At 53.2% G+C, this 19,643-nt stretch carries 19 protein-coding genes; 7 read left to right on the top strand and 12 right to left on the bottom strand.

What is annotated here, in order from left to right; all coding sequences use genetic code 11:
- Positions 1-16: 16 nt before the first annotated feature.
- Entirely contained in the window at positions 17-580 is a 564-nt protein-coding gene (locus tag KTH_RS08430) for a TetR family transcriptional regulator (protein ID WP_111323823.1), read from the bottom strand.
- A gap of 664 nt (positions 581-1,244) precedes the next feature.
- On the opposite strand from KTH_RS08430, the gene KTH_RS08425 reads away from it, so the two are divergent.
- Complete coding sequence (locus tag KTH_RS08425) at positions 1,245-2,429, top strand: WD40/YVTN/BNR-like repeat-containing protein (protein WP_497617809.1); 1,185 nt, start codon at positions 1,245-1,247, stop codon at positions 2,427-2,429.
- Positions 2,430-2,551: 122 nt separating this feature from the next.
- Here the strand turns inward: KTH_RS08425 and KTH_RS08420 are convergent, their stop codons facing one another.
- Positions 2,552-3,163 (bottom strand): TetR/AcrR family transcriptional regulator, encoded by a 612-nt coding sequence (locus KTH_RS08420; protein ID WP_111323763.1) that lies wholly within the window; start codon positions 3,161-3,163, stop codon positions 2,552-2,554.
- A gap of 583 nt (positions 3,164-3,746) precedes the next feature.
- Between KTH_RS08420 and KTH_RS08415 the strand changes: the two genes are divergently transcribed.
- Positions 3,747-5,183 (top strand): purine-cytosine permease family protein, encoded by a 1,437-nt coding sequence (locus KTH_RS08415; RefSeq protein WP_111323762.1) that lies wholly within the window; start codon positions 3,747-3,749, stop codon positions 5,181-5,183.
- A 2-nt stretch (positions 5,184-5,185) separates the two neighbouring features.
- Here the strand turns inward: KTH_RS08415 and KTH_RS08410 are convergent, their stop codons facing one another.
- The 5 genes from KTH_RS08410 to KTH_RS08390 all read right to left on the bottom strand — a co-directional run bounded on the left by KTH_RS08410 (position 5,186) and on the right by KTH_RS08390 (position 9,181).
- Positions 5,186-6,457 (bottom strand): cytochrome P450, encoded by a 1,272-nt coding sequence (locus KTH_RS08410; protein ID WP_111323761.1) that lies wholly within the window; start codon positions 6,455-6,457, stop codon positions 5,186-5,188.
- Between the two features lie 135 nt (positions 6,458-6,592).
- Positions 6,593-7,081, bottom strand: a complete 489-nt coding sequence (locus KTH_RS08405) for a DUF6022 family protein (protein WP_111323760.1) — start codon at positions 7,079-7,081, stop codon at positions 6,593-6,595.
- Between the two features lie 35 nt (positions 7,082-7,116).
- Positions 7,117-7,707: a TetR/AcrR family transcriptional regulator gene (locus KTH_RS08400; protein ID WP_111323759.1), complete on the bottom strand. Its 591-nt coding sequence runs from the start codon at positions 7,705-7,707 to the stop codon at positions 7,117-7,119.
- Positions 7,708-7,858: 151 nt separating this feature from the next.
- A complete protein-coding gene (locus tag KTH_RS08395) occupies positions 7,859-8,233 on the bottom strand; it encodes a VOC family protein (RefSeq protein ID WP_497617804.1) in 375 nt (124 codons plus the stop codon).
- A 96-nt stretch (positions 8,234-8,329) separates the two neighbouring features.
- A complete protein-coding gene (locus KTH_RS08390) occupies positions 8,330-9,181 on the bottom strand; it encodes an AraC family transcriptional regulator (RefSeq protein ID WP_497617802.1) in 852 nt (283 codons plus the stop codon).
- A 58-nt stretch (positions 9,182-9,239) separates the two neighbouring features.
- On the opposite strand from KTH_RS08390, the gene KTH_RS08385 reads away from it, so the two are divergent.
- Positions 9,240-10,094 (top strand): GNAT family N-acetyltransferase, encoded by an 855-nt coding sequence (locus KTH_RS08385; protein WP_497617800.1) that lies wholly within the window; start codon positions 9,240-9,242, stop codon positions 10,092-10,094.
- Here the strand turns inward: KTH_RS08385 and KTH_RS08380 are convergent.
- Together KTH_RS08380 and KTH_RS08375 are read right to left on the bottom strand one after the other, a co-directional pair.
- Positions 10,091-10,312, bottom strand: coding sequence for a hypothetical protein (locus KTH_RS08380; RefSeq protein WP_497617798.1), 222 nt, complete (start codon positions 10,310-10,312; stop codon positions 10,091-10,093). The two genes, KTH_RS08385 and KTH_RS08380, sit on opposite strands and share 4 nt — an antisense overlap.
- A gap of 20 nt (positions 10,313-10,332) precedes the next feature.
- Positions 10,333-10,515, bottom strand: coding sequence for a hypothetical protein (locus KTH_RS08375; RefSeq protein WP_497617797.1), 183 nt, complete (start codon positions 10,513-10,515; stop codon positions 10,333-10,335).
- A gap of 570 nt (positions 10,516-11,085) precedes the next feature.
- Between KTH_RS08375 and KTH_RS08370 the strand changes: the two genes are divergently transcribed.
- Positions 11,086-12,294 (top strand): MFS transporter, encoded by a 1,209-nt coding sequence (locus KTH_RS08370; protein ID WP_497617795.1) that lies wholly within the window; start codon positions 11,086-11,088, stop codon positions 12,292-12,294.
- A gap of 98 nt (positions 12,295-12,392) precedes the next feature.
- Here the strand turns inward: KTH_RS08370 and KTH_RS08365 are convergent, their stop codons facing one another.
- From KTH_RS08365 to KTH_RS08355, 3 genes are read right to left on the bottom strand one after another with little or no spacing between them, the layout of a single operon-like run.
- Complete coding sequence (locus KTH_RS08365) at positions 12,393-13,118, bottom strand: nucleotidyltransferase domain-containing protein (protein ID WP_497617793.1); 726 nt, start codon at positions 13,116-13,118, stop codon at positions 12,393-12,395.
- A gap of 3 nt (positions 13,119-13,121) precedes the next feature.
- A complete protein-coding gene (locus tag KTH_RS08360) occupies positions 13,122-13,589 on the bottom strand; it encodes a nucleotidyltransferase domain-containing protein (RefSeq protein ID WP_497617790.1) in 468 nt (155 codons plus the stop codon).
- Positions 13,590-13,595: 6 nt separating this feature from the next.
- Complete coding sequence (locus KTH_RS08355) at positions 13,596-14,567, bottom strand: UDP-glucuronic acid decarboxylase family protein (RefSeq protein WP_497617788.1); 972 nt, start codon at positions 14,565-14,567, stop codon at positions 13,596-13,598.
- Between the two features lie 545 nt (positions 14,568-15,112).
- Here KTH_RS08355 and KTH_RS08350 point away from each other — a divergent pair.
- The 3 genes from KTH_RS08350 (at position 15,113) to KTH_RS08340 (ending at position 19,540) form a co-directional block, all read left to right on the top strand.
- Positions 15,113-17,350 (top strand): DEAD/DEAH box helicase, encoded by a 2,238-nt coding sequence (locus KTH_RS08350; protein ID WP_497617786.1) that lies wholly within the window; start codon positions 15,113-15,115, stop codon positions 17,348-17,350.
- A gap of 122 nt (positions 17,351-17,472) precedes the next feature.
- Positions 17,473-18,276 carry an ABC transporter ATP-binding protein gene (locus KTH_RS08345; RefSeq protein ID WP_497617784.1) on the top strand — a complete coding sequence of 268 codons (804 nt, stop codon included), beginning with the start codon at positions 17,473-17,475 and terminating at the stop codon, positions 18,274-18,276.
- Between the two features lie 13 nt (positions 18,277-18,289).
- On the top strand, positions 18,290-19,540 hold the full coding sequence (locus KTH_RS08340) for an ABC transporter permease (protein ID WP_111323747.1): 1,251 nt from the start codon (positions 18,290-18,292) through the stop codon (positions 19,538-19,540).
- The last annotated feature ends 103 nt before the right edge of the window (positions 19,541-19,643 follow it).

Raw genomic sequence — 19,643 nt, 5'->3', positions numbered from 1 at the left:
CTCTACAGATCCAGGTTTATCGCTTCTCTTCAGCAACCAGCCCGTAAAGCAGAATATCAACAATAGTTGAAAGCGCTTCGGAAATAGTCAGATTATTCTGTAAATAGAATTTCTGATCGAGCGTCGAATTGGCAGCATCAATAAAGAGCTTCATCACAAGGTTCACATTTTGCTGCTTGATGACACCCTCCCGCATGCCCTGTTCAATCAGCACACGAAGCGGCTTCCAGTCATCGTTGAGAGCACTATTCACCCGGGCCCACTGCTCAGGAAAATACCGCTTGAGCTGCTGAAGCACACGCACATCGTAGAACTCATTATGCGCTGGTAATGTTGTTACCACACCTCTTATCTTTTCGAGTAAGGAAAGATCCCCATTGTTAAGAATTTGCTGGGTTTTCTCTTCTGTTTCGCGAAACGTCTGCTCGATAATCGTCTCCAGAATTTCTACCTTCGAGGAAAAATGCTCGTACAGGGTTCGCTTACTGATCCCGAGCCGCTTCGCAAGATCATCCATCGAGAATTTCATACCCTTCTCATGCAGCTCCTCAATAAAGGCTGCAATGATGCGATCTTTTATTGTCATCTCTCACTCCCGCACAGAAAACGCGAAAAACAAAAAGAGTTTTCACCGTAATTCTACCATAGATATCAAGCCTTGACAACTCACGTGAGTATCGTTATAGTAAGGCAAGAAAACAATAATGCCTTCACCCGGATAGAGAGGACTACGAACATGAAGCAGCGCAAAGCAGCTATCAACGAATAGAAGAAAAAACGGGCTGTTGGTGGCGTCTATCTTATTACAAATACTACCAAAAAGAAGTATTTACTCGAATGGAGTACTGATCTGGCCAGTGCACAGAACCGCTTCCACTTTGCCACAATCACGAACATTCCCTTCCATCCCAGGCTGCAACACGATTGGCCTACAGACCATTTCACCTTTACCGTGCTGGAACGAGTTGAGCAGAAAGAGGACCAGAGTAGAGAAGCATTTCTGGATGAGCTGAAAACGCTTGAAAAGCTCCATCGGAGCGAACTTGACGCCTCACAAACCTCCTGAGTTCCTGGCCCTCTGTCATGGCAAACAGACAGGCAGGGGGCACTTTTTTTCACTTCTCGCAGAAGCGAGCAAAACAAATCACCATTTCCATGCGTTATACAGAGTGTAGAGGGTGGCATAGACCGAATACACAATATTACAAAAAGAAGAATCTACTTAAAAATGACAGGAGAAAAATATGTATCGAAAAAAGCACTATGCATCTCTCCTAAAACTGTTTGCGCTCGTTCTCCTTACCGGATTACTGGTCGCCTGTGGCAGCACCTCTACGACCCAGAATGCTGAAGCAACGGGAACGACGACGCCTGACAAGCCGACGGAGACTTCATCAACACCAGCCCAAACGAAGACAAGTCCGACCGCCAACAGTTCCCAGACAACCACACATGATCCACTTACGTCTATACGCATGGTTGACAAGTTGAACGGATGGGCTTTGTCGAAGCAAGGCATACTCAAAACGACGGATGGCGGTCAACACTGGCAGTCAGTGACACCCTCAAATATTACTGCTCATTACACGGGGGCTCGCGGCGCTTTTCTGGATAACCAGAATGCCTGGGTAGCAACCGTCCAGCAGCAAAACGGCACGATCACCATCCTGCATACAACGGATGGCGGTCAACACTGGCAAAATTCGCAAATTCAGCAGCAGGGTATAGAATCGATTGATATGCCACATTTCGTGAACGCAAACACGGGCTGGCTGGAGGTCATGGGATCTCCCGGAGCTGGCAGCCAGGGCGTCTACATCTACCATACAACCGACGGCTCACAGTGGGAGTTGCTCGGAAAGTCCGGTGAAAACGGCATAAATAACGGTGGCTTCAAATCAGGCATTTCGCCTCTCAACGCGGAAACCTTCTTCGCTACCACACGTTCTACCACCGGCAACCCGACCGATCCAGGCCTGTATGTCAGTCATGATGGCGCTCAGAGCTGGCAGCAGCAGCACCTCAATCCGCCTCACGGCAATGAGAATGTGCAACAGATGGGCACGACACCACCTGTTTTCTTCGGAAATGATGGGTTCCTCCCGGTCTACATCACAAATAATGATGGCAAGACTTTCCTGAACCTGTATCGCAGCGAGAACGGCGGCGCTGACTGGATGGCACAGAGCAACGTTGAAATGAATGCAAGCACTGTCTTTGTTCTTGACAAGAACCATGCCTGGGCTTCCGATCAGCAGACAGGTAAGCTCTACTATACAGCCAACGGTGGTGCAAGCTGGCAGGCCACTGAGCAAGCTCCTGGAGCCTTCGAGGAGATGAGCTTTGTGGATGCAAGCAACGGGTGGGCGATTACCAAATCAGCGCTTCTGCATACAACTGATGGTGGTAAAACCTGGCAGGAACTATAATCACTGCTGACAGAAAAGGGGAAGAGGTTGCTCTACCTCCTCCCCTTTTTTTTCGTACCTACACTCCCCGTTTATCATACCTACAAGAGCAGGGTAAGGAATACAGCCCTGCGCAAAAGAGGCTAGCCCTGACGTAACCCCTGAAGCCAGAGACGATTGACTTCGCGGATGGTTTCCTCATTGAAGCTGGCAAATATCCCGAGTTTGGCCCGGTATTCAATTGCGAAGAAGAAGCTCAGATAGCCCCACGTCGCCGCGTTGAGATCAAGCGAAGCAGGCAACACTCCCTGTTCCTGAGCCCGCTTCAGCAGCTCGAATATTGCCTGGTAGACATCCTGCATCTGTGAACGAACCAGCGTCTGTATGTCGGGATCAGAGGTTTCAACCGAGGAATGAAGCCGCACGAAGACATCATCGGGGTCGCTCAATGCGGCAGCTCGATAGTCAAGCAAGATCGAAGAGAGCGCTTCGAGCAAATCATGTTCAGCCCGCTGCTGGACACGTTTCCGAAAGCGACAAAAGAACGCCGCACTCGCCGTTTGGATCACCGCCAGAAAGAGCGCTTTCTTGCTCCCGAAATGCTTGTACAGCATCGGTTCTGTGACCTCGCTGGCACGGGCCAATTCACCGGTACTGGCATCGGCATAAGAAGAGCGAGCAAACACTTTCTTCGCCTGCTCGATAATAAAAGCACGCCGTTCACTCCCCTTCATACGCATCTTCTTCTCAGCCATAGTTTCCTCTTTCTGGTTAACGCTCGCTAACTGGGGCGATCATAGCACAGGCAGAACAAGCCTGTCAAGGAGGCTGAGAGACACAATACTCCGACCTTCTGCCAGAGGAAACCACATCTAGCTTCTACTTACCTTTCGCTATCTTCGACCGACAGCCTCAAAATCCCGCTCTCGGGCTCTCTTCCTTCCTTCGTTCATCCTGCTGTTCTGGCCTGTAGAGCGAGAGGGCAGGAATATCCTGCACAAACGGCGTAGTCAGAAGCTTCAAGGTCTTCATGAGACACATCATTTTTGACAGTCACATTTGGGGCCACAGATCGCTCTGGCCTTGCCCCTATTCCCCTACAGAGCACTATACGCATGCTCTTCTCTATCCTGCAAATACATAGTACCCAAAAGATAGAATCTTAACGAGATTTTTCTCTTTTTCATCCCTGGACATACGGTATAATGCCGTGATATAAAGCAGGCATAAACTGTGCAAGGAAATGGTGGTAATAGCAGGACGTACCCTTTTCAACGCCTGCTTTCTTTTCAGCATACCGATTTCCTCTACACATCATTTTTGTGGAAGGTCATTTTGATGAGTCAAGAAGAGAAACAGCCGCAAGAGAACCGCGCCTGGACCATCGAGTCCCACGGTATCGAACCGATAGGCGACGAAGAACGGCATGGGAATCCGTCCGAGGTGTTCTGGATCTGGTTCGCGGCAAACGTCGGTATTCTGGGTGTGACATATGGTGGCATGCTGGCAGCAAACGGCTTGAACCTCTGGCAAAGCATCCTTGTCGCGTTTCTAGCGCCCGTTGTCTCCTTCGCCGTCGTCGGCGTTCTGAGCATCGCAGGTATCTGGAGCGGTGCGCCGATGCTGACCCTCTCGCGTGCGATGTTCGGTCCACGCGGCAACATCGGCCCGGCCCTGACAAGCTGGATCAGCCTTGTTGGCTGGGAGACAGTCATTGTCATCACCTCGTCTTATGCCCTGCTTGAGCTTTTTAAAATCGTCGGTCTGCCGGTCAACCCGGTTACGACCATCATCAGCCTTATTATTGTGGCCGCAATTGTGATTATGCTTGGCCTCTGGGGTCACGCGACACTGGTTCAGGTACAGAAAATTGCTACCTGGGTCTTCGGCATACTCACCTTAATTATCGTAGTGTTCTTACTGTTCCAGACCGACTGGCAGAAGGTGCTCTCCACGCCGCCCGGCCCGTGGGATACCGGTCTTATCACCAGCTTTATCGTCATCATGGCATCAACCGGGTTTGGCTGGATCAATTCCGGCGCTGACTACACGCGCTATATGCCCCGAAAGACCTCGGGGAGCGCTATTACCTTCTGGTCGGTTTTTGGCGGTACACTCCCACTGCTTGTCCTGATGATCGTTGGTGTGTTACTGGCCTCAAAAGCGCCCAATCTGGCAAACGGAAGCCCGGTTGATCTCATTGGCTTGCTTCCCTCGTGGATGGCCGTTCCCTACCTGATTACGGCTATCGGCGGCATGATCCCGGCAGCAGCGCTCGACATCTACTCCTCGGGCCTGAACCTGCTTGCCGTCGGCATCAAGATCAAGCGCTACTATGCCGTGCTGATCGATGGTATCCTGATGGTCGCAGGAGCATTTTATGTCATGCTCATCGCAAATGACTTTCAGGGCCCATTTATCAGCTTTGTCTCGCTGCTGGCTGCGGGCCTGACGACATGGGCCGCCATTGTCCTGGTCGACATGATCTCACGCCGCCGCTATGACACCCGCAGCCTCGTCGATACCACACCGAAAAGCGCCTACTATTTTACCGGTGGCTTCTACCTGCCCGCCTGTATTGCGTGGGTCGTCGGTGTCGTTATTGCCTTTCTCTTTACCAAATCCAGCTTCTTCACTGGGCCATTCGCCATAGGCATTTTTGAGAGTACCAATCTTGGCTATATGCTCGGTGCAGTTGTCAGCGCGGTGCTGTATGCCATGTTGAAGCTGACTTTCCCGATCAAAGCCAGCGTCCCGGAGGAAGCGGTCTCGTAACCCTACACGGTTACACCTGCGCGAACGGGCTGAACCTGCTTCATCAGGAACTTGCTCTCTGGCAGCGCCGGGATGCGGGTCAGGCTGACATGAAGATCCTGTTGCGGCACTGTATACGTCATTTCTCGTACCAGAAAACGGACAGCCAGCCGCAACGCTTCAATCGTCAGCCATTCACCCGGGCAGCGATGACCGTTCCCAAAATCGCCGCCACCTTGTGGGATAAAATTGTATGGGCTTTCATTCCAGCTCTGGAAGCGCTCCGGCCTGAAGACGTCGGGGTCCTTCCAGATCCTGGGATCATGGTTCGTGCCATACAGATCGAGCAACACCATGCTCCCCTTCGGAATGCGATAGCCATGCCAGATCACTGTATGACGGGCTCGCGCTCCGAGCAACGGCGCGAAGGGATAATACCGGCGCAGCTCTTGCACGAAAAATTCCAGGAAATCATCATCATGCTGTAAGCGCTCGCGATAGGCAGGATATGCATGCAAAGCCAGCGCCGCAAAGGTAATAAAGTAGCTCATGGCAACCGTCGGCCGTATAAAATTGATGAGCTCAACAGCCGCTATACGCGGGGGCAGTTCGTGCCCGTTTTCCCGATAGAACGCGATATGATAGGCAGCACAGTCCTTTGAAACGGACACGGCACCCCGTCGAATCTCCTCAATGAGCGACGCAAGCCACTTTTCGGCTCGTTTCCTCGCCAGCCGACCGCACCAGTGCCGAGGCCCAACCGCACCAAAAGCATCAACCATCGCCCCAAAATCGAATGCTCGCGCACGTGCTTCCTCTTCTGCCAGCGGCACACCGACCCACGCACACATAGCCCTGCAAATCAGCTCCTGCGCCTCTTCAAACAAGATAACTGTTTCTTGTTTTGACCACTTCTGAATAGCGCGTTGCCATTCTTCAGCCGTCAAGGTCAGAATATCCTGCCGCTTTGCAGGCGTCATCAGCGACAGAAACAGGTGCTTCCTCTGCCAGTGGTCCACGCCATCAAGCCCCTGCACGCCGCCGACACCAAACAGCGAAGCCTGTATGCGGTGAGGCAGCACGCCTTTTCGCTTAAAGAGCGCAGGATTATAGAAACAGCGAGCGGCCTCTTCTCCCCCAAAACAGATCATCTTTTTCCCGAGCAGGCGTGTCTGGAACATATCCGTTCCATATTGCTGACAACGCTTCCTGATAAATTCGTAGCCATCCGAACGCAACAGCGTCAGGGTGCCGTCAAGGGTCTTATCACGCGGAATCTTCTTCTGTCGAGACATGATCTCCCTCCAGGTACGCTATAGAGAGAGATACGTCTGAGCAGCGCGTTTCGTGACAAAGATCCTCATAACAGGCAGCAGATGAAGGAAGAGCTTTTCGACTCTTCCTTCATACTACCGGTCAAACGGTTGACATTATTTGTACTGCTTCATACCGGGAACAGCCGATTGCTCAACACGTATCGCAATAACCATCTGGCTGCTTTCTCCCAGCGGCAAAACAAGCGGACGCTGCGGTATGCGCAACTGTGTATGATCGTGGAAGAGGCAGGTAATCAACGCTCCGAGTGCCGCACTTCTATCACTCTTCCACAGCACACACCAGAAACGCCGCTCACGCTCTTCTTGCGGCCCCCACTGTTCACGTGAAAGGGGGAATGTACCGGGAAAAGCGGGATCACACACCAGCCCGGCCTGTGTCAGTTCCTTCATTGCCGGATGCAATAACAACTGCGAGTAACGAGCATAGGCAGGGTCACCCGCTGTCTCCCAGATGTGCTTCAGCTCTTCAGCATGCTCCTGCATGACTTGCTCGTAGCGCTCATCAATATCCTGTTGAATGGCAGCCGCGATATTCTCAATAGTGACATTCTCGTGTGCAAGTACCTCTGTCAGTGACGCCATAAAGGGGATACTCCTCTCTTCTTCAGTGCCCCTTGCTATGAGGGCAACAACATCGGTAGTATGCTCTCAATGAGCTCAGAGGCAAACTGCTCGGTTGACTGGTAAAAGGGATCATAACCAAGCATCTGGACATTGAACGCCTGCTGAAAGCATGGCCCCAGAAGAAACATTGCCATCTTCTGCGCAGAAAGATGCTTCCCCAGATGGCCCGCCTCCTGCTCTTGTTCCAGAAACTCGGCACAATGATCCATCAACGTATGAGGGCCCACTTGAAAAGGTCGAACGGTTTCGCGAAACTGCTGAAGCAACTCTGTATCAGCAAGCAAGGAAGCCGCCATAGGAAGAATCAGCTCGTAATAGCGAACAACAGCCAGGACAATCGCCGAGAGCTTTTCCTGGATCGTACCTGTGCTTTCCTGGCATTCTCGAAAGGTTTTGTATACCGTCGGTAAATGCTTCAATAGCAGTGCAAAAAAGATCTCCTGCTTTTGCCGAAAATGCCGGTACAGCGCCCCTTCAGAGACACCTGTCTCCCGCGCGATATCCTTCGTCGTCACGCGGGCCAGGCCCTTCAAGACAATCAATCGTTCCGTTGCATCCAGAATTTTTTCTCGTGTATCGCCCATAGCATCCGCCTCCTGCTTTCTGTATGTGAGTGCTCACTTACATACTATACGATGAAGAATGCAGGATGTCAAGACGCAACCCTTGAAGGACAAACAAAAAAGGGAATGCATCTCTTTCGACACATTCCCTCTTGCCGCCCCATCAGGCACATTATCCGCCAAGATACGTACCAAACCACCAGACGTTATCGGACATATCTTTGACGCCCGCGTTGCGCTCCTGATAGGGCTTATCGGCTGGCTCAGCGACCGACGTTGCCCCGGCTTCCAGCGCCTTCCGATACGTTGCATCTACGTCCCGCACATAGACACAGAGCTGACCGGGAGACTTCATATGCTCTCCCAACTCCAGACACAGAACCGCATCCCCGATCTTCAGATCAACATGGCAACTCTTCTCACCTACCGGGGAGCGATCTAATTCCTCGCCACCAAAAACCTGCTGTATAAAGTCGAGCAATTCGAGCTGGCCATAGAGCAGCGGTCGCACAGTGCCAAAACCATAGCGAACAAATGCAGTATTCATTGAATAGAGCCTCCTTTTCTTGTACTTACAGGAGATACTCTATCAGAGAAATCCAGCCCTGTATTGTAAAAAATCAAACTCTGAGCATGCCAGCAACTATACCGGCAGCGCCACGTGATTTCGATATTCGCCACGCCGTGTCAGGTAGTCACTCGGAGAAAGCGCGGCAAAATTCCTGAAATCATGAATAAAATGCGCCTGATCGAAATAGCCGCATTCCAGCGCCAGCCTGCTCAACGGCACAGACCGCCCCTTCGTTAGCAGGTGCAGTGTCTTTTGAAAGCGCACAATACGACAGAACTGTTTTGGCGCTATCCCGATCGCTTCCTTGAATATCTGCACAAAACGCGTCTGACTCATTCCGAGATCCTCGACCAGACCAGCAATTGGAAGCGCTCCATACTCTTGCTGCATCTTTCGCACGGCATACGGAACCGCGGGATGCACTGGCTTTGTCTCCTTCAATCGAGCAAGCAAAAAGCGTTCAAGCCGCTCGAAACGCTGCTGATACGTCTCTGCATCCAGCAACAGTTCACGCAAATCTTCGCCCCACAATGTATCTAAAGAGATAACGGTATTTGCTATTTCATGAAGAGGAAAGGAGAGAAACGGTAATGCACCGCCCGGCCTGAACACAACACCCATCACCGAGGCCAGACAACCAGTGTCAAGGAGCAGAAACGTCGAATGTGCGCCACTCAGCACGCTTCCACTATACTCGCAAAACCGCTCAGGGTGCTCCCGATTATACAGGCGCGTCCGATCCTCGTGCAGGTTAATCACCAGCGATACCGAGCCATCAGGCAGCCGCCGTTCCATCGTATGAGCAGGCTTTTCTCCCTCGTAGAACCAGAAAAATGCAACATAAGCTGCAAGCGAGGCAGGACTATATCTATAATAGATAGCCAGAACGAACCATCCTTTCTTATGCAGGTTGTAGAGCGCCACTGAAACCGGTACAATATAAAAACTCGTCTTTTCTCAATTCTTCACAGCGAAAGGTTTTATGGAAACATACCAACTACAACGATTAACTCCTGATTTTCTTCCACGCCTGATCGCGCTCTCAGAGCGGGTCGATTGGAATTATTCGGAGCGGACGGTGCGCACGGCATTTCGTGACGGGCCTATCTACGGCCATACTACCCCACAAGGAGAGCTGCTTTCAAGCGCGGCCATCTTTCCCTATGGTCAGACGCTTGCATGGCTTGGCATGGTTATCGTGCACCCGGATCATCAGCGCAGGGGCCTGGGAAGAGCTGTCGTGCAGCAATGCATCGATCAAGTTCAATCACCACAGCGAGCAATCAAGCTGATAGCCACCGCAGAAGGGGCGCTGCTCTACAGTCGCCTCGGCTTTCAGACGGTCGGCATCAACCGGAAGTTCCTCTGTGATTCCTCCATTGCCTCACCTGAACCCACCGGGCGCTATCAGGTTCAGCCACTTCGCCAGAGCGACCTTGCCACCGTCGTTGCCCTGGACGAAGCAGCCATTGGAGCGGAACGAAGCGCGTTTCTTGCCGCTCACATCACTTATGCACAGCAGGCTGTTCTTCTACGCGATAGCAGCGGGATCGCGGTTGGCTATGCGCTGAGCGTTCCCGCAACGGGTATGCTGGTCATCGGTCCTGTCGTGGCACCCGACACCGAGGCAGCTCTTCTCATGGTGCACGAGCTCTGCAAAACACATCGCGGTACGCTCCGCATCGATGTGCCCCAACCATTGGAGCCCTTCTGTCGCGGTCTCGCACGACATGGTTTTCAGCTCGCGGACGAGCCACCCATCATGGCTTATAATGCAGCCGCGCTTCCCGAGCCATCCAGGACGCTTTTCGCGATCGCGTCTCAGGCATACGGTTAAAGCGTTCGCTCAGGCTTCACCAGGCCCCGTACCGGCGAGCAAAGCAACCAGACAAACGCAATCCCTATACCAGCTACAACCAGTATGAGCGTGGTTCGCAGGCCCAACCATGTCCCGAGCAGCCTACCAAGCAAAGCGCCAGGCGGCACCGAACCAATCAACACCGCCTGCCCGATATCTGCTACCAGCAGCACAAGCCGCCGGGGCAATCGATCCACCCAGACCCCCGCGAACAGGCTCACCAGCAGCAGCGGGCATATCCCGCCGCGCCCAATAATCCCAGTTGCGCAGCATCGGCATGAAGCGTTACAACAGCTATAAACTGTATTGCAAGCAAAGAGATCTGGCTTCCCACCAGGGAGACACTTTCGCCAAGCCAGAACTTCAAAAAATCGTGATGACGCCAGAGGCCCGAAAACATGTAACGATCCTTTTCTTTCTGCTGTTGGATAGCATTACCGCTTTCTTCACGGACAATATTCTACCGGTCAACAGCAATATATCGATCAAGAGAGAAATTGGAATAAAAAAAGAAGAGCTACATGTTATCAATGGGGAGTAGGCGAAGATGGACTTGTAGAGGAGGGTACAGTGCAGAGCGACGCGTTGATACACGGCATAGCATTTTTGCTATTGATACCATTCCGGTATGTTTGTGCAGCGTCCATATGCACCCCCTTTCCTGGTGATGTTTCTCTACTCTATCTGATAGACCCGACACCTGTCAAGAATTTCTTCCGCCTGGCTTGTAAAGCGTCGAGATCCGCTCTCTCAAAAATCTATCTGATTTTGAAGCAAAATAAGAGAAGACTTTTGACGCCAAATCGAGTATACTCAATCTTACAGAGAAGAATAGTTCCAATTTTCTGTGAAGAGCGTTTATTCAACCGTTAAAGAAGGGAATACACTCTATATGCACATTACAGAGCCAGAAAAACATGTGGAGGGTGCGAGGTCAGCACCGGCTGGAGGGGTACAGCCCCAAAGACGCATGATCGCAGCATTAATTTTGCTGAGCTGTTGCGTCGGGCTGATTATGACCGGCTTCGGAATTATTGTGCCGATCTTTCCTCGGCGTCTGGAAGCGCTTGGCCTTGGGGCGGAGACACTGGCCCTGATGGAAGGCGCGTTCGGCCTGGGAATGTTTCTTTTCAGTACGCCAATGGGTGTACTGGCTGATCGCATCGGGCGCAAACCGCTGATTTTGCTTGCCCTTGTAGGCTTTATAGTGACAAATGTCGTTTTAACAATAGTCAATACAGCCGCCCTGTTCGTGCTGGTGCGCTTCGTTGAGGGCGTTCTTGTGGCAGGCCTGATGCCGGCTTCCAGCGCAGTCATTGGTGACGCTGTCCCGGTTGAGCGTCAGGGACGCTGGATCGGTGTTGTCACAACTGCTCAGGCGAGCGGGATCGCGCTTGGTCCTGGTATTGGTGGCTTCCTCTATCAGGCATGGGGCTTCTCAAGCCCGTTCTTGCTCTCAGCAGGCTTCGCACTTATTGCCTCGATTCTGGCACTGATTCTGCTGCCGGAAACCTTACCCGCCTCCATTCGCGAGCAGGCACGACAGCGAGGCTTCAGAGGCAATCGAGGCCAGCAGCTACCAAACACACAGAAGACGACCGGGCTCTACTGGACGTTCCTGCCGCTTCTGCTTATCGATCTTGGAGTTACATTCATCTATCCATTTGTCCTGCCGCAATATCCGTTCTACTTTGAAAAGATTCTTGGATATAGCGCAGCAGAATACGGCATTATTATCAGCGCCTATGGTGCCGCTCTTGCCGTATTTCCGTTGCTTCTGGGACGCATCACTGATATGTTCCCGAAGAAACATCTGATCATCGTTGGCTGCCTCTGTCTGATCGCGCTCAATGCGGGCATGCTCTGGCTGCACAACTATATATTGTTGATCATTGCATCCGTGATTACCGGCCTGGGAAGCGCCTTACTGACACCGGCACTGAGCACCATCTACCTGGGCGCCACCAACGACCATAACCGCTCGCAAGTCATGGGCATTCGTGGCACCGCGATTTCGCTGGCCGTCCTTGCTGCACCATTGACTCAGGCACTGGTCGGCGCCTGGATTCTGCCCTCAGTTACCTTTGCCATTGGCTGCACGCTTGCACTCATTATGGCAATTCTGGTGCTCGTGGCCCTGAGAACGCCACGCCGCGAGGTCACTCCGGCAAGCTCCTAACCGTCAAGCGGGGATTTGTGGGGAACAAGCAATGAGGCTCACCCGCCCCGATTCACCTCCTCCTCAAGCAATAGCTTCAAATGCTTGTAATGCTGGTTCTATAATAATGCGATGCTCTGGTCGAATGATCGGCCACAGCAGTCGCACCGTTTCCTCATAGAGATGCATGCCGCAAGACTCCGCATTCTGGCAATGCTCACCCCTGATGTCATAGGCTCCACACCAACAAGCAAGCGGTACCAGAACGTCCAGCGCGAATGTACGCCGACCGATGTTTGTACCTGTGCACTATAAGTGATCCCGCACTGTGCCAGCAGCCCGCGCTGCACCCCGAGCACATCACAGAGCGCCACCGAGAGCACCGCCACAACGCTCACGCTCGAAAGCGGATCATTCTTGCTCAATCCACTCAACACTTTGCGAGCATGCTCCGAGAGCCGCATCAGCATCCAGCTTGCATGCTGATCGGCGGCAGGCCGCAACGGCGTCCACTCGAACCGCTGAAAATCCTGAAAGGCGCCCGTTGAAGCATAGAGGATCAGTGCCCCCCGTAAGTCGGGCACCGCAAACACGGCTCTCTCGGGCTGTTGAATGGCCGCACGCTCGTGTGCCAGCGTCTTCACCGAAATCGCCACAAGGCGTCCTTGAAGTTGCAGAAAGTGTTTGACGGGCTCATATGGCTCAGGCACATAGCAGCCGATATCGACATCGCTGTAGGGCGTCTGCTCACCTCGGGCAAAGCTGCCCCGCACGATAATCGCCTGAATATGCTCTACATGCGCATCCAGCCAGCAGCGTATCTCGTCAACGAGCGCGGCATCCATCGATTATGCCTCCTGCAATGCAGCTCTGTGTAGCATCTCCGCTCGCTCAAGCCGCCCCATACGCCGATAAGCCTCCGCTTCGTAGGCCAGCGACAGCACCGGAACACGCATCCCAGCAATATCGATATATCGCTTGTACCGATACAGCTCAACGGGTGGTTCCCAATCGCCGTTCTCAGGCCGCTTCTGGATATCGCCCATGATCTCAACGGTGAGGCCCTCAAGCAGCAACGCCCCCAGATAGGAACGCATGCGATCGGACTCCACAAAGGTCACAGGGCGCTGAACCTGCGCAGCAAAACGGCGCTCAATCGTATAAGCTCCAGCCTGATCGGTTTGGATATCGATATCATGCGGTTCGAGCGGCAAGCCTCGCAGAGCAAAGCTGAGACTCCCTGTCAGTACCCAGTTCACCCCGTCGAGCTCGCTCACAAGCCAGCGGAGAACCGCAAGGTATGCATCGGAGATCACGACCGCTTATACCTCCTGCTTTGCCTGAAGCCGGGCGCGAAAATCTGCAATAGTGCGAGTCAGGCCCTCTTCCAGCGAGACACGAGGCTCCCAGTTCAGGAGCGTCCGGGCCCGCGTGATATCGGGTCGGCGGCGCTCGGGATCAGTCGCCATCCGTGCGGATGCCTGTCGTTGAATGGGCGCTTGATTGCCTGTCAGCCGATTGATCAACTCAGCAAGCTCCAGCACGCTCATTTCAACTGGATTCCCTAAATTGACGGGCTGATGAATGCCCTCAGACAGCAACAGGCGGTAGATGCCCTCGATCAGATCATCGATATAGCAAAAGCTGCGCGTCTGCGTTCCCTCGCCGTGGATGGTGAGCGGCTTGCCTTCCAGCGCCTGACAGATAAAGTTCGGAACGACGCGCCCATCATCCAGCCGCATTCTGGGCCCATAGGTGTTAAAAATGCGCATGATCCGCGTATCGAGCTGATGCGTTCGATGATATGACATCACCAGCGCCTCGGCAAAACGTTTCGCCTCATCATACATGGAGCGCGGGCCGACGGGATCAACATTCCCCGCGTAGTCCTCGGTCTGCGGGTGCACCAGTGGATCGCCATACACTTCTGAAGTCGATGCGAGCAGGAAACGCGCCTGATGCGCCCGTGCAAGCCCGAGCGCGTTCAAAGTGCCAAGCGCTCCCACCTTCAACGTCTGAATCGGGAGTTGTGGATATCCCCAGGGAGATTCAGGGTTTGGGCTGGCCGGTGAGGCCATATGCACAACGGCGTCAAGCTTTTCATCGAGATATATTGGCTGAGAGATGTTATGTTGAAGCAGGGTAAATGCGGGATGATCCTGCAAATGAGCAATATTTTCGCTTGCTCCTGTCAGAAAATTGTCCAGAGCAAGCACCTGATGTCCTTCTGCAAGCAGGCGATCGCAGAAATGCGAGCCGATAAAGCCTGCTGCACCGGTCACAAGTACTCTCACAACGTGCCTCCCCCCTCGTGGATCTAGAATAGAAGAAATATTTCCTCTTGATTGTAAAGAGAACTTGTAGAAAAGTCAACAAAGCGAGGAAACGGCAGTACTTCAGTCTATGACGGCACATCTTCAGGAGAAACGGGACCAGGCTCAGGAAGAGGCACGCACGTCATCACACCTCCCCCAAAAGGGGGCACACCAGGCCTCTCGCGGGGAACCGGTACGACGAGGAATTGAGTATGAAAAAAAATGCCGGAATCGTCTCACCCGAAGACAATCCCGGCATCCCGGACCGCATCAGAGTTCAGCATCATGCACCTCAAGCACCTGGCCATCGGGTGAACCCGACAGCCTCGGAGAAGGTATCTCTATCCAGAATACCAGAGCCCACAAACAGGAATTTCGTCCTGTTCGCTTGTATCTTCTTAGCTCATGTGGAATAATGATGTCTGCGCCCGCATTTCCTCTGACCGCAAATCGTGAGCGCACTGCCTGGGCCTTCAGGGGGTAAAGGATACCAGCTCTCGTGAGTCGTATGGAAGGGATTTCGAATGGAAGAGCAGTTTTATGCAGAGCAACTATTGATGCACTTACATGAGTGGGTCGATAGTTCTGAGTATATCCGCGTCAAGCATCGCCTGCCGGCACAGGACGCCAGCCTTTTTCGTGTCCTCCCCGAGTGGCGTCCCTATCTTCCGCCAGGAGTGACACACCTTTATAGTCATCAGAAAATAGCGCTGGAAACGGCCTTACAGCGCCAACACCTCACGCTTGCTACGCCAACCGCTTCGGGGAAAACATACGCGATGGCGCTTCCTGCCCGCCTGCGTCGCCTGAGCCGGAAAGGCGCGACCACGCTCTGCATCGCTCCCACCCGGGCCCTGATTGAGCAATGGCGCGAACGCCTGAGCGCCTGGGATCCGAGCGTCTTTGTTGCCTCTTATACCGGAGACACTCCCAAAGAAGAACGCGCACGTATTCGAGCAGAAGCACAGGTCGTCGTCACCACGCCCGATATGCTGCATATCTCCCTTCTCCCATACCATCGTGGGTGGAGCTTGTTTTTCTCCCGTCTGAGCGATGTCATCATCGACGAGGCACACACGTACAAGGGCGTTTTTGGCAGTCATTTTGCCCTGATCGTCCGGCGTCTGGTGCGAATTGCCGCCATCTATCGGGCTCGACCAACCTTCCTCTTTGGCACCGCCACTATCGGCAACCCGGCGGAACATGCCGAATTGCTGCTGGGTCAGGAAGTCACGCCCATCACCGAGAATGGCGCCCCCTCCGGGGGACGACTCACCGTGCTCTGGCAGCCGCCCGAAGAGCAGTCATATCAGGATGAGGCCGCCGGGCTACTTGCCTTCTTTGTTTCGCAGGGAGTGCGAACCATCCTGTTCGGTCAGGCCCGGCAGAGCGTCGAGCGCATGGTACGTACCACCAGAGAGCGACTTCCGGCACATCTTCATGACAAGGTGCTTGCCTATCGTGCAGGCTACAGTAAGGAGCAGCGACGGGCGATTGAGCGACAGCTAGCCGAAGGTGCGCTGCTTGGTATCGTTGCCACGAGTGCGCTTGAAATCGGGATCGATCTTGGTGATCTGGACGTTTCGATTGTCGCAGGTTTTCCGGGTAGCATTTCTAGCTTCTGGCAACAAATCGGACGTGCAGGACGCCGCCAGAGAAGCGCTCTCAGCATCCTGGTGCTCAAACAAGATGCGCTGGATCAATACTTCGCCTCGCATCCGGAAATGCTGCTTGAACGCCCGGCAGAAAACGCGCTGGTCAACAGCAATAATCCCTATATTTTCCCCTTGCACCTGCTCTGTGCCGCACACGAGAAACCGCTAGGACCTCAGGATATATCCCTCTTTGGACCGGCGACCGAGGAGGCTCTTGAGCAGCTTGTAGTGCAGGGTTATCTCTCACAGATAGGCGACACCTTCTATCTCAACGAGAGCCAGAGTCCCGCGTTCTCGGTCTCATTGCGACAGGCCGGGCCACGCCTGACCATTCACACCGCCTCCAAAAAGATCGAGGAAACGGACCTTCATCACGCCGTCACCGAATGTCACCCCGGCGCGATCTATTATTCTCAAGGTGCCTCATATGAGGTTCGTGTGCTGGACCTTTCGGAGAATCGCATTGAGGTCATACCTAAAAATACGCATTACTATACGCAAGCCCTGATCGATACAGACATCGAAATTGACCATAGCGAGGAACAACAGCGGTTTTCGCATATTCAGCTTCACGTCGGGCCCGTGCTGGTCACGCGTACCGTACATGGGTACATCACCAAACACAATGCCTATCACACGATCCTTGATAAGTATGAGTTAAAGCGGCCTCTCGCCGTCCCGCTAGAAACTCGCGCGTGCTGGATGGAGCTTGATGACGAGACCATCGAGTTGCTTGAAGCGAAGAACTATCATGCCGCGGGCACGCTCCACGCCGTCGAACATGCCATGATCGCGCTGTTACCGCTCTTCGTGCTTGGCGACCGGCGCGACGTGGGCGGCCTCTCGATTGTGCCCATGCACCCACAAACCAAACGAGCAACTATCTTTATCTACGATGGCTTCCCGGGCGGCGTCGGCTATTGTGATCAGGCCTTTCTGAGCTGGAAAGAGCTCGCTCGCGCCACCCTGGACATGCTCACAGCATGCACCTGTGCCAGCGGGTGTTACTCCTGCATTATGTCCCCGAAATGTGGCAATCAGAATCGCCCTCTCGATAAAGCCGGGGCTATTTTCCTGCTTCAACATCTGCTGCACTCTCATTTTTGAGTATGACTTTCGTCATATGGTCACAACATGCCTTTCCGCACTACCAGAAAAAGGGGGTCTCTTCTATACTTCGATAAAGTGATAAACGAAAAATGGAAGCAGACAAAAGGAGTACGATTGTAGTGCAAGAATCTCTCGCTCAGCAGCAAGAACGCTCGCACCCGGCCCGCTCCACCTCTATCGAGGTCCAGAAACTACAGAAGAAGTTCGGGAAACACGAAGCAGTCAAGGAGGTCTCGTTTACGATCGCGACAGGCGAGATCTTCGGCCTGCTTGGCCCCAATGGTGCAGGAAAAAGTACCACTATCAATATGATGTGCGGCTATATCCAGCCTGATAGCGGCGATACAACCATAAACGGCATCTCAGTCGCCCATAATTCTCGCCAGGCGAAGCGTCAACTGGGCGTCGTCCCGCAAGAAATGGCGCTCTACACCGATCTGACCGCCATAGAAAACCTTGATTTTTTCGGCGAAATCTATGGCATTCCGGTTCGCGAGCGCCGCGAACGTGCTGAAGACCTCCTGCGACTTGTGGGGCTCTACGAGCGCCGTAAGGAGGCTATCAGAAATTTCTCCGGCGGCATGCAGCGACGCATCAATATAGCAATTGCGCTGATGCATCGCCCCTCATTTTTAATGATGGACGAACCAACCGTCGGCGTCGATCCACAATCTCGCGAACACATTTTTACGACGATCGAACAACTCCGTTCAGAAGGCACAACTATCCTGTACACAACCCACTACATGGAAGAAGCCGAGCGCCTCTGTGACCGCATCGCCATTATGGATGAAGGCCAGATTATCGCGATGGGCACACTGGAAGAGCTTCTCGCCTTGCGTGACCACACCCAGGAGCTTCGACGCCCTCACGGCTTACAGGAATTGTTCATTCAATTGACCGGAAAAACGCTTCGAGACTGAGGAAACAAAAAGTATGAAAACATTATGGGCAATTGCGAAAAAAGATATTATGCATGTTGTAAAGGATAAAACTGCTCTACTTCTGATGATTGCAGTGCCGTTGGCGGTCATCACGGTGATTGGTCTCGCCTTCAGCAGCCTCTTCAATGCGAATTCCGGGCAATTGACGATCTCAGTTGCCTTGAGCGATCAGGATAACGCCACCGTTGGCAAAGCAATCAAGCAGGCTCTCAACATCCATACAAAGGACCTTGACATCACCATCACGACCTATCCGAATGCGGAACGGGTTCGCCAGCAGGTTGAAGCCTCCAATGAGAGCGTTGGCATTGTCATCCCGACAGGAGCCAGCGAGGCCATAAACAAGGGCGCTTCACAGGCCATTCCATCGGATAAGCGGGTTCAGTTCTACACCCTGCCCAATAATAGCAGCGATGCCCGTGTGAACGTTATTCGCATGATAGTTGATAAGGTGCTTCAAACGCAGCTCATCAGCAATGAATCGGTTCGACAGGTCTATCAGGTCTGCAATCAACCGGGCAACCATTGCGCTCCGAACACGATCAACGGCCCGGCAATCAGCGGCGCCGTCATCCAGGCAACGAACGCAACGGAGAACGCGCTACAGCCTGTTTCAGCAGGAAAAGCGCCGGAGATCAACACCTTTGATCAGGTTATTCCGGGCTATGCGATCTTCTTCGCGCTCTTCGGGCTCAACTCGGTTGCCGCGACCATCTTGCAGGAGAAAGAAAGCGGCACCTTCCGCCGCCTGCTGATCGCCCCGATTCACAAATATGCGCTGCTTGGCGGCAAGCTGCTTGCTCAATTTGTCGTCACACTGGTGCAAATCGGCATCATCTTTGCCATTGGCTACTTCGTCTTTCATATGCACGTGCCCGATTGGCCTGCATTAATTCTATTGCTCTTCGGCACCAGCTTCGCCGCTACAGGCCTGGGTATCCTGATTGTCTCGCTGGTGCGCTCTCGACGCCAGATTAATCCGGTGGTGACGCTTGTGACGCTTGTTACCTCGGCACTTGGTGGCTCGTGGTGGCCTCTCTACATGGAACCCGAGTGGATGCGCAATGTCGCGAGAGTCGGTATTACTGCCTGGGCAATGGAAGGCCTGAATAACTCGATGCTCTTTGGAAAGAGCTTCATGGAGGTTTTGCCCAATATCATCGCATTGTTCGTCTATGGGCTGATCTGCTTCCTTATCGCGCTCAGGTTCTTCCGTTTCCAGGAGAAAACCGCGGCAGCCTAGCCCACATGGGGCGGCATTACAAGCCGTCCCATCTCTTACCTGTTGACAACACAGCATATCTTTCGTACTCTTTGGAAAAGGCAGGTCATTAGAAAGACAGAGC

This window comes from Thermosporothrix sp. COM3 (assembly GCF_059696735.1).
This window is presented reverse-complemented; position numbering and strand designations above follow the sequence as displayed.

Coding starts and splice junctions, on each gene's coding strand:
- KTH_RS08370 (WP_497617795.1), top strand. CDS start 11,086: ATGATCGCAGCATTAATTTTGCTGAGCTGTTGCGTCGGGCTGATTATG.
- KTH_RS08400 (WP_111323759.1), bottom strand. CDS start 7,707: ATGGGCGATACACGAGAAAAAATTCTGGATGCAACGGAACGATTGATT.
- KTH_RS08425 (WP_497617809.1), top strand. CDS start 1,245: ATGTATCGAAAAAAGCACTATGCATCTCTCCTAAAACTGTTTGCGCTC.
- KTH_RS08415 (WP_111323762.1), top strand. CDS start 3,747: ATGAGTCAAGAAGAGAAACAGCCGCAAGAGAACCGCGCCTGGACCATC.
- KTH_RS08375 (WP_497617797.1), bottom strand. CDS start 10,515: ATGTTTTCGGGCCTCTGGCGTCATCACGATTTTTTGAAGTTCTGGCTT.
- KTH_RS08405 (WP_111323760.1), bottom strand. CDS start 7,081: ATGGCGTCACTGACAGAGGTACTTGCACACGAGAATGTCACTATTGAG.
- KTH_RS08410 (WP_111323761.1), bottom strand. CDS start 6,457: ATGTCTCGACAGAAGAAGATTCCGCGTGATAAGACCCTTGACGGCACC.
- KTH_RS08365 (WP_497617793.1), bottom strand. CDS start 13,118: ATGGATGCCGCGCTCGTTGACGAGATACGCTGCTGGCTGGATGCGCAT.
- KTH_RS08395 (WP_497617804.1), bottom strand. CDS start 8,233: ATGAATACTGCATTTGTTCGCTATGGTTTTGGCACTGTGCGACCGCTG.
- KTH_RS08340 (WP_111323747.1), top strand. CDS start 18,290: ATGAAAACATTATGGGCAATTGCGAAAAAAGATATTATGCATGTTGTA.
- KTH_RS08420 (WP_111323763.1), bottom strand. CDS start 3,163: ATGGCTGAGAAGAAGATGCGTATGAAGGGGAGTGAACGGCGTGCTTTT.
- KTH_RS08385 (WP_497617800.1), top strand. CDS start 9,240: ATGGAAACATACCAACTACAACGATTAACTCCTGATTTTCTTCCACGC.
- KTH_RS08350 (WP_497617786.1), top strand. CDS start 15,113: ATGGAAGAGCAGTTTTATGCAGAGCAACTATTGATGCACTTACATGAG.